Here is an 11,883-nt window from a genome sequence, read left to right as displayed (position 1 = left end):
CGATGGGCCGCCATCCTGCGGGTCTGGGACAATAGGGCATGCTGAAGTTTGTCCACCGCACCCTCAACCAGTTCATCAATTCGCAATCGCTTTCGGGCGTGGTGCTGGCGCTGGCCGCTGTGGCTGCGCTGGTGTTGAGCAATTCGCCATGGGGTGAGGCTTACAACCGGTTTGTGCAACTGCCCGGCGAATTGCGTGTCGGTGGTGATTTGCTGGTGCTTTCGAAGTCGCTGCTGCACTGGGTCAATGACCTGTGGATGGCGGTGTTCTTCTTTCTGGTGGGGCTGGAAATCAAGCGCGAGCTGATCGAAGGCGAGCTGGCTTCGCGTGCCCAGGCGCTTTTGCCGGCAGGCGCCGCGCTGGGGGGCATGGTGGCGCCGACGCTCATCTACATGGCGATCAATGCAGGCGACCCTGTCGCCATGCGCGGCTGGGCGATTCCGGCGGCCACCGACATCGCCTTTGCGCTGGGCATCCTGGCGCTGCTGGGCAGCCGTGTGCCGGCATCGCTCAAGGTGTTTTTGACGGCTGTCGCCATCATTGACGACCTCGGCGCCATCCTGATCATTGCGTTTTTCTATACAGAGGGCTTGTCGGTAACGGCATTGATGGCCGCCGGCATTGGCGGTTTGGTCTTGCTGGCATTTAACCGTATGCGAGTGATGGCCATAGGACCCTATGTGGCGGTGGGGTTGGTGATCTGGCTCTTCGTTTACAAGTCCGGCATCCATGCGACGCTCGCAGGCGTCGTGACCGCGCTGGCGATCCCGCTGTCAGACGGGAAGGGCGGCTCGCCTTTGAAGGCAGCAGAGCATGCGCTGCACCCCTGGGTGGCATTTGCGGTGTTGCCGATGTTTGCTTTCGCGAATGCGGGTGTATCGCTACAGGGTGTGACGCCAGCAACACTTCTTCAGAGTGTTCCCTTGGGCATCACCGCGGGCCTGCTGTTTGGCAAGGCGATCGGTGTGTTTGGCGCTTCCTGGCTGCTGATCCGTTTTGCCGGCGCGCGCCTGCCTGCCGGGGCCGGCTGGAGTCAGTTTTTTGGCGTTTGCCTGCTCTGCGGCGTGGGGTTCACCATGAGCCTTTTCATCGGTGCGCTCGCGTTTGCCGGCCAGGATGCGGCGTACGAGACACAGCTCAAGCTGGGTGTGCTGTGCGGCTCACTGCTGTCTGGGGTGCTGGGTGCACTGATGCTGCTGCGCACCAGCGCCGCCGAAAAAGCACCGGGCTAAGACCGCCTGGCGTGACGCGGTCAGTGCTTTTGCGCGGCGATGCCCGACATGATCTTGTCGGTGTAGGCGATCGCAATGGCCGACAGCAGGAAGGTGATGTGGATCACCGTTTGCGCGATCAGGACCTTGTCGGTGTAGTTGTCGGCGTTGATGAATGTCTTCAGCAGGTGGATGGAGCTGATACCGATGATGGCCGTGGCCAGCTTGACCTTCAATACCGAGGCGTTCACGTGGCTCAGCCATTCGGGCTGGTCGCGGTGGCCTTCCAGGTTCATGCGGCTCACAAAGGTTTCGTAGCCACCCACGATCACCATGATCAAGAGGTTGGAGATCATCACCACGTCGATCAGCGCCAACACCACCAGCATGATGACCGTTTCGTTGAGCGACACGACGGGTATGGCGGTCTTGTAGCCTATGCTGGTGATTAGTGCCTGCAACGCGGTCTGGCTCCCGAATGCGGCTTCAATCAGGTGCCACAGTTCCACTAGAAAGTGCACCACGTAGACGGCCTGCGCGGCGATGAGGCCGAGGTAAAGCGGCAGTTGCAGCCAGCGGCTGGCGAAAATCAGGTTGGGCAGCGGGCGCAGGGGTGAGATTTTGGCAGGGGCAGGGGATTGAGTGGGTTCAGTCATGATGGCGTAAGCTGGGGGTTTGCGGCATTGTAGGGGGAGGGTAGATACCCCTTCAATTGCAGAAGTTGTAAGGTTCAAGCCAGTCAGTGGCTTGTAAGTGCGGCAGAAGACAGTACCACGCATTCAGTGACAAACAGGAGACAAAACCAATGAGCGCCCCTTCATCCGCGATCGAATCCACCCTGGTTGAAAATCGCATCTTTCCGCCGACACCGGCCACTGTAAAGGCCGCGCGTATTTCGGGTATGCCGGCTTACCAGGCGCTGTGCACAGAAGCCGAGAAGGACTTTGAAGGGTTTTGGGCTCGCCTGGCGCGCGAAAACCTGAGCTGGAAGAAGCCATTCACCCAGACACTGGATGAGTCCAATGCTCCGTTCTACAAGTGGTTTGCCGATGGTGAACTTAACGCTTCCTACAACTGTCTGGACCGCCATCTGGGCACACCGGTCGAAAACAAAAAAGCCATCATCTTTGAAAGCGACGACGGCAAAGTCACCAACGTCACTTACAAAGAATTGCATGCCAGGGTCAGTCAGTTTGCGAGCGCGCTGAAAGGCGCCGGCATCAAAAAAGGCGACCGCGTCATCATCTACATGCCAATGACGGTCGAAGGTGTGGTGGCCATGCAGGCCTGCGCGCGCATAGGCGCCACGCATTCGGTGGTTTTCGGCGGCTTTTCGGCCAAGAGCCTCCAGGAGCGCATTCAGGACGCCGGCGCCGTGGCCGTCATCACCGCCAACTACCAGTTGCGCGGCGGCAAGGAGTTGCCACTCAAGGCCATCGTCGATGAAGGCATCGCCATGGGCGGCTGCGAGTCGATCAAAAACGTGATCGTCTACCAACGTACGGCCACCGCCTGCAACATGGTGGCTGGCCGCGACAGTCTGATGCACGAGATCACCGCCAAGGCGGCACCGGTGTGTGAGCCCGAGTTCGTCGGCGCAGAGCACCCGCTTTTCATCCTTTACACCTCGGGCTCGACCGGCAAGCCCAAGGGCGTGCAGCACAGCACCGGTGGCTACCTGCTCTGGGCCAAACTCACCATGGACTGGACCTTCGACATCCAGCCCGCCGACGTGTTCTGGTGCACCGCCGACATCGGCTGGATCACCGGCCACACCTACGTGGCCTACGGCCCGCTGGCTGCCGGCGCAACGCAGATCATCTTTGAAGGAATACCGACCTTCCCGAATGCGGGCCGCTTCTGGCAGATGATCGAAAAACACAAGGTCACGATTTTCTACACGGCACCTACGGCCATCCGTTCATTGATCAAGGCCGCCGAGGCTGACGAGAAGGTGCATCCGGCCCGCTCCGACTTGAGCAGCCTGCGCATCCTGGGCTCTGTTGGCGAGCCGATCAACCCGGAGGCCTGGATGTGGTACTACAAGAACGTGGGTGGCGAGCGCTGCCCCATCGTCGACACCTTCTGGCAAACCGAAACCGGTGGCCACATGATCACGCCGCTGCCCGGCGCCACGCCGCTGGTGCCCGGCAGCTGCACGCTGCCACTGCCCGGCATCATGACCGCCATAGTCGATGAAACCGGCAAAGATCTCCCCAATGGCGCGGGCGGCATGCTGGTCGTCAAGCGGCCCTGGCCCTCCATGATCCGCACGATCTGGAACGATCCGGACCGCTTCAAGAAAAGCTACTTCCCCGAAGAAATGGGCGGCACGATTTACCTGGCCGGCGACGGGGCAGTGCGCAATGTCGATAACGGCTATTTTCGCATCACCGGCCGCATCGATGACGTGCTGAATGTGTCGGGCCATCGCATGGGCACCATGGAAATCGAATCGGCGCTGGTAGCGCACTCTACGCTGGTGGCCGAGGCCGCCGTGGTGGGGCGGCCCGATGACTTGACGGGCGAGGCCATTGTGGCCTTTGTGGTGCTCAAGCGTTCACGCCCGACGGGTGAAGAAGCCAAGGCGATTGCCAAGGAGCTGCGCGACTGGGTGGGCAAAGAAATCGGCCCGATCGCCAAGCCCAAGGACATCCGATTTGGCGACAACCTGCCCAAGACCCGAAGCGGCAAGATCATGCGCCGCCTGCTGCGCGGCATCGCCAAGGGCGAGACCATCACCCAGGACACATCGACGCTTGAAAACCCTGCCATTCTCGATCAGCTGTCTGAAAAGCAGTGATCGAGAACGTGGCGTAGCCGCGTCAGCGAAGCTGGGGCAGGGTTGGGGGACATTCATATCGCGAAGCGATGTGACGTGGCCACAAAACCCTGCCATTCTCGATCAGTTGTCTGAAAAGCCGTGATTTTGAAGCCGCATAAAAAAAGCCCGTCATTGACGGGCTTTTTTATGGGCCAGAAGCCCTCGGTTATTTCTGGGTCAGGATCCAGGCAACCAGCTTTTTGGCTTCGTCTGGGCTTACCTGGGCGTTGGCTGGCATAGGCACCGGGCCCCAGACGCCTGAACCGCCCTTGATGACTTTGGCGGCCAGCTTGTCGGCTGCGTCTTTTTGCCCTGCATATTTGGCTGCGACATCCTTGTAGGAGGGGCCAACCAGTTTCTTGTCAACTGCATGACACGCCATGCAGTTTTTCGCGGTTGCCAGTTGCAGATCCGCCAGTGCAGGGGTTGATACTGCAAAAACTGCAGCCATGGAAGCGATGACCGAAAGAATGCGTTTCATGGATTGTCCTCGTGGGGAGTTGTGGATTCGGTTACAGTCAATTAACGTCATTGTAGTGGTGCCGGTTGACCGGGTTTCAAGGGTTGACCCGGCCAGACCACCACACATTCAGAGGAGTTACAGATGTTTTTTCTATTGGTTGGAATTGTTGCTTTGGCACTGAAGTATCTCGAAATCGGGCCCGTTGCCACATTAAGCTGGTGGATTGTGCTTTCTCCATTCGTGCTTGCAGCCCTCTGGTGGTGGTGGGCGGATGCAACCGGCTATACCAAGCGCAGGGAAGTGGACAAGATGGATAAACGCAAGCAAGACCGCATTGACAAACAGCGCGACGCCATGGGTATGCTTTCGGCGAAGAAAAAGAAATAGCCCGATACCGCACAACCTGCTGATACGCCAGTCAATTTACCCGGTTTTTGCAACTGGCAGCTGGTCTCAAAGCAAAGAGCCCGTGAAATCTGTAACTTCACGGGCTCTTTGCGTGTCAGTGGATCAAATCAATAGTCGTCCAGCACTGCACCCTTGCTGGCACTTGATGCATTGAAAGCGAACTTGGCTTGGACGCCGCGGGTATAGCGTGGCGCGGGGGCTTTCCAGCCGACCTTGCGTTTACCCAATTCGACGTCACTGATATTAAGCTGCAACAGGAGTTGCTTCGAATCGATGGTGATCGAATCGCCTTCGTTAATGAAGGCGATATTGCCGCCTGCCGCAGCTTCAGGCGCCACGTGGCCCACCACCATGCCCCAGGTGCCGCCTGAGAAGCGGCCGTCGGTGATCAGGCCCACACTCTCACCCAGGCCGGCACCGATCAGCGCGCCGGTGGGGGCCAGCATTTCAGGCATGCCGGGGCCTCCCTTGGGGCCGAGGTAACGCAGCACCATCACGTCGCCGGCCTTGATCTTGCCGGCCAGGATGGCGGCAAGCGCCGATTGTTCGTCATCAAACACCCTGGCCGGGCCGGTCATAACGGGATTTTTCAGGCCGGTGATCTTGGCCACGCAGCCTTCGGGTGAGAGATTGCCCTTCAGGATAGCCAGATGGCCCTGGGCGTACATGGGTTTGTCGATGGGGCGGATCACGTCCTGGTCTGCGCGCGGAACTTCAGGCACATCCTTGAGCGTCTCGGCGATGGTCTCACCGGAGATCGTCAGGCAATCGCCATGCAGCAGGCCGGCGGCCAGCAGTGTTTTCATGACCTGTGGAATACCGCCGGCGCGGTGCAGATCCACGGCGAGGTATTTGCCGGAGGGCTTCAAATCGCACAGTACTGGCGTACGCTGGCGCACGCGCTCGAAATCATCAATCGACCACTCGACGCCGGCCGTGTGGGCGATGGCCAGGAAGTGCAGCACAGCGTTGGTGGAGCCGCCGGTTGCCATGATCACGGCGACCGCGTTTTCAATCGCCTTCTTGGTGACGATGTCGCGCGGCTTGATGTCTTTCTTGATCGCTTCAACCAGAACCTTGGCCGACTCTTTGGCCGAGTTCATTTTCTCGTCGTGCGGATTGGCCATGGTGCTGGAGTAGGGCAGTGAGATGCCCAGGGCCTCGAAAGCGCTGGACATGGTGTTGGCCGTGTACATGCCGCCGCAGCTGCCGGTGCCCGGAATGGCGCGGCGCTCGATTTGCAGCAGGTCTTCGTCGCTCATGCGCCCGGCGGCGTTTTCGCCCACGGCTTCAAAGACGCTGACGATGTTGAGGTCTTTGCCCTTGTAGGTGCCCGGCAGGATGGTGCCGCCATAGACGTAGATCGCCGGCACGTTGGCGCGGAGCATGCCCATCAGACCACCGGGCATGTTCTTGTCGCAGCCACCAACCACCAGCACGCCGTCCATCCACTGGCCCTGCACGCAGGTCTCGATGCAGTCGGAGATCACTTCGCGGCTCACGAGGGAGTACTTCATGCCCTCGGTGCCCATGGCCATGCCGTCGGAAATCGTGGGTGTGCCGAATACCTGCGCATTGCCGCCAGCTTCCTCGATGCCGGCAATTGCCGCGTCGGCCAGTTTTTGCAGGCCGCTGTTGCAGGGCGTGATCGTGCTGTGCCCATTGGCCACGCCGATCATGGGTTTCTTGAAATCGTCGGCCTCGTAGCCCATGGCGTAGTACATGGAGCGGTTGGGCGCGCGCGATTTACCCTCGGTGATGTTCCTGCTGCGTGGGTTGGCAACGATGTTGACGGTTTTGGTTTCCATGGGGTGTCTCGTGGTGTTGGCTACTGTGGCTTGCCCGCGTTTGACCTTGGGCATGCATCGGGAGAAACAGAGTATGCGTGCTTTGACTGATTCTTTCCAATCCATTATTAATCATCTATTAATATGTATGGCATATGAAAGATATTCTCGGCACCGCGCGCATCGCTTCCCATAAACCGCCCTTGATCGAGCTTCGCCTGTGGCGTCAGTTTCTGGCAGTGGCCGAGGAGCTTCACTTCGGCCACGCTGCCAAAAGCCTCAACATGACCCAGCCGCCGCTCACGCAGGCCATTGCGCAGCTGGAGGCGCATTTGGGCCTCAGATTGTTCGACCGCACCAAGCGCAGCGTGCAGCTCACCACGGCAGGTGCTGCCCTGGTGCCCGAAGCGCGTGACCTGTTGACACGTGCGCTGGCTCTTCCAGCATATGCGCGCGCCAGCGCGGACGGCGAGGCCGGGCGCTTGCGGCTGGCTTTTGTGTCTACGGTCGGTTTTGAGTTGTTGCCGCGTTGGGTGCTGGCCTTTCGCGAACAATACCCCAAGGTGCAGCTGGAATTGATAGAGGCGACCGGCGACGTGCAGCTGCAGGCTTTTGAGCGCGGAGAGATCGACGCGGGCTTCATGCTGCACTCCCCCGGTTTCGCGCCGCCAGGCCTGGCCTGCCGGCGCATCAGCCAGGACCCGTTGGTGGTGGCGCTACCCGGGCAGCACTTGCTGGCAAGCAAGGCTACGCTTGCGCTCGCTGATCTGCTGGGCGAGCCTTTAGTGATCTTTCCGCGGCGAATCGTTCCGTCACTCTATGACGCGATTTTTGCGATGTATCACGCCGCAGGGCAATTGCCGCAGGTTGCCCAGGAAGCCATCCAGATGCAGACCATCGTGAACCTGGTATCCGCCGGGCTCGGCGTGGCCTGGGTTCCCGAGAGCGTGCGGCAGTTTCAGCGCCCTGGCGTGGTGTATCGCAGCCTGCCTGCTGGCAGACCGTCCAGGCGTAGCGGTGTGCGGGGCGCTTCGGCCGTGGTGCCTGGTTGTGAGACCAGTCTGGTCTGGCCGCGGGCCAGCGCCAACCCGGCGCTTGCCCGCTTTATCGCCTTTATCGGCGCATAGACCGCTCAAGGGCTTCTTCCCGTTCGCGTTGCCGGCGCGCCGCCACCGCGTTTTGCTGCTGCTGCTTTTCCGCTGCGGTGAGTTCGCGCTGCTCCATTCTTCGTCGGGCTATTTCGCCGGCACTGCTGCAGCGGGCGCCGTGGTTGGCTTCGCAATTGGCAATGATCTGTTTGTCGGAGGCCTGCGCCTGGGTTTGGGTACCGCCTTTGCGCAGGCCGCCCAGTGCCGAGGGCGTGGCCTCGCGCGATCCGCCGCTGGATCGGTCAGCAGCAGCTGTCCGCGCATTCGCCGCAGCGTTTTCCGCCGCCCAATCCTTGGGTGCCGCGGCGGCTCTTCCATTGCCATAAAGCACGCCGGGCACGCCTGTTATAGGCGTGCCGTCAATTGATGCTGGTGCCGCGGCAGGGGCGGTGCGCGGACAATGAGCTTTTCATTGCCACCGCCGCTGGTCGCACAGGGCGTTGGTGAAAACACCTTTTTGCCGGCTGAATCAAGGCATTGGTAGACGTGTGCCGCAGCGGGTTGTATGCACAACAAACCCAAGCCTGAAGCAACGGTAAAACGGGATAAATGACGCATGGTGTGATCCACGTACGGCGGTGCTCCCAGTTTAATCGGGCGGACTCGCTGTAAGCCCCCTCCTACGAGCCCCGCATGCAAAAATACGGCCCATGCTTATTCATCCGCAAATCAACCCGGTTGCCCTGCAGTTGGGCCCCTTGGCCATCCATTGGTATGGCCTGACATATCTGGCGGCTTTTGGCCTCTTCTTCTTCCTGGCCACGCGGCGCCTTCGCCACGAGCCCTATGCGTCCATCACTGGCCCCGGCGCCTGGTCGCGCAGGGACATTGAAGACATCCTGTTCCTGGGCGTCATGGGGGTGGTGATCGGGGGGCGGCTCGGCTACTGCCTTTTTTACAAACCCGGTTACTACCTGTCGCATCCGCTTGAGATCTTTTTTGTGTGGCAGGGCGGCATGAGCTTTCACGGCGGGATGCTGGGTGTCTTGGCCTCGCAGTGGTGGTTTGCGCGCTCGCGCCAGCGGCCGTGGCTGCAGGTGATGGATTTTGTGGCGCCTTGTGTTCCAACAGGGTTGGCGGCGGGGCGTGTCGGCAACTTCATTAACGGCGAACTCTGGGGGCGCTTCAGCGATCCTGCTTTGCCCTGGGGCATGGTATTTCCGGGCAGCGGCGCCATGCAGCCGCGTCACCCCTCACAAATCTATCAATTCCTGATGGAGGGCTTGTTGCTGTTCGTGCTGCTCTGGCTGTACGCGCGCAAGCCGCGTAAGGTGGGGCAGGTCTCAGGGGCCTTCCTGCTCGGCTACGGCGTATTTCGTTTCATCGCCGAGTTTTTCCGTGAGCCCGACGACTTCCTGGGCATCCTCGCCCTGGGCATGAGCATGGGCCAATGGCTTTGCGTGCCCATGATCGCAGCGGGTGTAGGGCTCTGGGTGTGGGCTTCCCGGCAGGGGCAACCCCGAAAATCCATCGCAGGCAGCTATTGAGTGGCGATGGCTCGGGGTGTCAAGACTACTTGACGTCCTGATCCTCTCGCTTCGGGACGCTAGGGGTTTTTCCCTGTCGTTTTCGGGCACAGGTCACTTGCCTGACTGCTTTTTAGCTTTCATAATTATGTGTAATTACTTGAAATTACCGCCGAAATTCCGAAAACTCCAGGCACTGCTGGGGTAGTTGTATGGAAACAGGTGGATTTTTCGGGACGTACCGGGCCATCGCAGTTGCCGGGTTCGGTGGATGTCTCGGGTATTGGGTTCGTTGCTTCAGCCGGTCAAAAGGGGTCTGTCATGCGTCTGGTCCAGAGTTCATTGCATCAGGAGGTCGCCAATACCCTGCGCGAGCAGATTTTTGCGGGCCAGCTGGCGCCCGGGAGTTTCCTGGACGAGGTGGCGCTGTGCGAACGGCTGGAAATCTCCCGCACGCCGCTGCGCGAGGCGCTCAAGGTACTGACCTCGGAAGGGCTGCTGCGCCACGAACCCCGACGGGGTTGCTTTGTCAACGAGGTGACAGAGCAAGACCTGGACGACATCTTCCCGGTCATCGCCTTGCTGGAGGGGCGCTGCGCCTACGAAGCGGCACGCAATGCCACTGACGCCGATCTGGCTGCGCTCACTACCCTGCATGAGCGGCTTAACAGCCACGCCAAAGCCGGCCGGATCAATGACTATTACGCGACCAATTTCGCCATTCACGAGGCCATCATCCTGCTGGCCAATAACCGCTGGCTCGCGCAGGCGATTGCGGACCTGCGAAAAATATTGAAGCTTGCCCGGCTCCAGCAGTTGCACGCGCCGGGCCGGCTGGCGCAAAGCCTGTCCGAGCACATGACGGTGTTTGCGGCCCTCAAAAGCCGTGACAGCGAAGGTGCCGAAGCCGCCATGCGCACCCACCTGACGCGCCAGCGCGAAGCGCTGCGTGACCTTTCCCGCAGCCAGCGCTCCAGGGTGGCCTCATGAGCGCCGCAGACTGGCTCAGCCGCAATGTTTCGCGGCTCACGGCAGGCGAGAAAGGGCTTACAGAAAAAACGGCCGCAGGGCAAGCAGACCGTGCGCAAGCAGCTACAAAAAAGATAGCAACGAGCGTCGAGCTGCCTGCGCGAAGCACGCACGAGAGGCTTCAGGCAACTTTGAGCCACAAAGATGAAGCGCTGTCGCCGCGCGTACTTCGCCGCACCTTACAGGAGCTGCAGGCCATCATCGACCCACGTGTGAGTGAGGTGGAAGGCGGCCGGCGTGCCATGGCCATTGCGGCCTGGTACCAGGGCGCCACCCCGGCTCGCCGCCGCGACCTGTGGATGCTGATGAGTGAGCAGTTCGTCGCCAATCCGCAGAAGGTCAAGGCTGCGCAGGCGCAGTTTGCGGCTGCCGTGGGCACACCCGAAGAGGCCGTGGCCGAGGTGCGTTACCGCCGTGCCACAGTCTCGCCGCGCCGGCGTCTGCTGCAACGCTTCAGCGTCTATCCGGGCGGCATCCAGTTCCTGGTCGAGATGCGTGCCGACATGCAGCCCAGCCTCAAGGCCGACAAGCGCTTGCTGGCCCTGGATGTCGAAATGGAATACATGTTCTCGACATGGTTCGATGTCGGTTTCCTCGACCTGCGCCGCATCACGTGGGATTCACCGGCATCACTGATCGAAAAGCTGATCAAGTACGAAGCGGTCCATGACATCAAGGGATGGGCCGACGTCAAAAACCGGCTTGACAGTGACCGTCGCTGCTATGGCTTCTTCCACCCGCGTCTTCCAGAGGTGCCGTTGATTTTTGTCGAGGTCGCGATGGTCGAGACGATTGCAGGCGACATCATGCCTTTGCTCGATGAGCTGGCTGCGCCCTCGGATCTGAGCCGTGCGACCACTGCGATTTTTTATTCCATCAGCAATACGCAGGCTGGCCTGCGCGGCGTGAGCTTTGGCGATTCACTGATCAAGCGCGTGGTGGAGACCCTGAAAGAGGAGTTTCCCAAGCTAAAGACCTTTGCCACTCTTTCGCCGATTCCGGGGTTTCGCAGCTGGCTGGGCGGGAACGCGGCTGCCATGCTGGAAACGCTGGGAGACAAGGAGCTTGCCGCCTTGGGCCGGGCGGTGGGGTTTGAGCCGCCCACTGCGGGGCACCTGCTGACCGCCGCAGAAAACCCACTGGCCCTCGGTGAAAAGTCGCCGGTGCGAAAGATGCTGCTGTACTGCGCCGCCCATTACCTGGGCCGAGCCCTGGAAGAGGGCAAGCCGCTGGACCCGGTGGCACGCTTTCATCTGGGCAACGGGGCGCGCGTGGAACGCATCAACTGGGCGGGCGACCCGACGCCCAAAGGGCTCAGGCAATCCTACGGCCTGATGGTGAATTACCTCTATGACCTCAAGCGCCTGGACCGGCACCGTGCATTGCTTGCACAGGGGAAAATCCCCGTATCAGGCAGCATTGAAGATTTGTACATTTGAACGCGTACTTAGCATTGCATCCGGCGGTGGTGCCGACCGAAAAGCCTGAATCTATCCGTCTTTCCCTGGCTTCCTTTGCCTTTACTTTCAGACTTCAACAACGACAGG

General features: G+C 60.4%; 12 protein-coding genes. 7 read left to right on the top strand and 5 right to left on the bottom strand.

Translation table 11 applies throughout. The annotated features are described in order from the left end of the window. The first annotated feature begins 38 nt into the window (after positions 1–38). Positions 39–1,232: a Na+/H+ antiporter NhaA gene (nhaA, locus tag AC1DYR_RS02250; RefSeq protein WP_477703649.1), complete on the top strand. Its 1,194-nt coding sequence runs from the start codon at positions 39–41 to the stop codon at positions 1,230–1,232. A gap of 20 nt (positions 1,233–1,252) precedes the next feature. Here nhaA and AC1DYR_RS02245 read toward each other — a convergent pair whose 3' ends face one another. Continuing rightward, a complete protein-coding gene (locus tag AC1DYR_RS02245) occupies positions 1,253–1,867 on the bottom strand; it encodes a YqhA family protein (protein WP_477703648.1) in 615 nt (204 codons plus the stop codon). 149 nt (positions 1,868–2,016) lie between these two features. Between AC1DYR_RS02245 and acs the strand changes: the two genes are divergently transcribed. Further along, positions 2,017–4,014 carry an acetate--CoA ligase gene (gene acs / locus AC1DYR_RS02240; protein ID WP_457280325.1) on the top strand — a complete coding sequence of 666 codons (1,998 nt, stop codon included), beginning with the start codon at positions 2,017–2,019 and terminating at the stop codon, positions 4,012–4,014. 187 nt (positions 4,015–4,201) lie between these two features. Here the strand turns inward: acs and AC1DYR_RS02235 are convergent, their stop codons facing one another. After that, on the bottom strand, positions 4,202–4,516 hold the full coding sequence (locus tag AC1DYR_RS02235; RefSeq protein ID WP_457280326.1) for a c-type cytochrome: 315 nt from the start codon (positions 4,514–4,516) through the stop codon (positions 4,202–4,204). Between the two features lie 123 nt (positions 4,517–4,639). Here AC1DYR_RS02235 and AC1DYR_RS02230 point away from each other — a divergent pair, with 123 nt between their 5' ends. After that, positions 4,640–4,885 (top strand): TIGR04438 family Trp-rich protein, encoded by a 246-nt coding sequence (locus AC1DYR_RS02230; RefSeq protein ID WP_477703647.1) that lies wholly within the window; start codon positions 4,640–4,642, stop codon positions 4,883–4,885. 128 nt (positions 4,886–5,013) lie between these two features. Here the strand turns inward: AC1DYR_RS02230 and ilvD are convergent, their stop codons facing one another. Then, complete coding sequence (ilvD, locus tag AC1DYR_RS02225; RefSeq protein WP_477703646.1) at positions 5,014–6,714, bottom strand: dihydroxy-acid dehydratase; 1,701 nt, start codon at positions 6,712–6,714, stop codon at positions 5,014–5,016. Positions 6,715–6,848: 134 nt separating this feature from the next. On the opposite strand from ilvD, the gene AC1DYR_RS02220 reads away from it, so the two are divergent. Beyond that, positions 6,849–7,820 carry a LysR family transcriptional regulator gene (locus AC1DYR_RS02220; RefSeq protein ID WP_477703645.1) on the top strand — a complete coding sequence of 324 codons (972 nt, stop codon included), beginning with the start codon at positions 6,849–6,851 and terminating at the stop codon, positions 7,818–7,820. Here the strand turns inward: AC1DYR_RS02220 and AC1DYR_RS02215 are convergent. Beyond that, the gene (locus tag AC1DYR_RS02215; protein WP_477703644.1) at positions 7,807–8,172 is read right to left on the bottom strand and encodes a hypothetical protein; all 366 of its coding nucleotides are present in this window, start codon (positions 8,170–8,172) and stop codon (positions 7,807–7,809) included. The two genes, AC1DYR_RS02220 and AC1DYR_RS02215, sit on opposite strands and share 14 nt — an antisense overlap. 14 nt (positions 8,173–8,186) lie before the next feature. Beyond that, positions 8,187–8,399 carry a DUF4124 domain-containing protein gene (locus tag AC1DYR_RS02210; RefSeq protein WP_477703643.1) on the bottom strand — a complete coding sequence of 71 codons (213 nt, stop codon included), beginning with the start codon at positions 8,397–8,399 and terminating at the stop codon, positions 8,187–8,189. 92 nt (positions 8,400–8,491) lie between these two features. On the opposite strand from AC1DYR_RS02210, the gene lgt reads away from it, so the two are divergent. From lgt to AC1DYR_RS02195, 3 genes are all read left to right on the top strand, one after another. Then, positions 8,492–9,328 (top strand): prolipoprotein diacylglyceryl transferase, encoded by an 837-nt coding sequence (gene lgt / locus AC1DYR_RS02205; RefSeq protein ID WP_477703642.1) that lies wholly within the window; start codon positions 8,492–8,494, stop codon positions 9,326–9,328. A 300-nt stretch (positions 9,329–9,628) separates the two neighbouring features. After that, positions 9,629–10,297 (top strand): GntR family transcriptional regulator, encoded by a 669-nt coding sequence (locus tag AC1DYR_RS02200; protein WP_477703641.1) that lies wholly within the window; start codon positions 9,629–9,631, stop codon positions 10,295–10,297. Further along, complete coding sequence (locus tag AC1DYR_RS02195) at positions 10,294–11,775, top strand: malonyl-CoA decarboxylase domain-containing protein (protein WP_477703640.1); 1,482 nt, start codon at positions 10,294–10,296, stop codon at positions 11,773–11,775. The genes AC1DYR_RS02200 and AC1DYR_RS02195 overlap by 4 nt, the downstream gene beginning before the upstream one ends. Positions 11,776–11,883 lie beyond the last annotated feature (108 nt).

Source organism: Polaromonas sp. P1_F9, from assembly GCF_056405615.1.
This window is presented reverse-complemented; position numbering and strand designations above follow the sequence as displayed.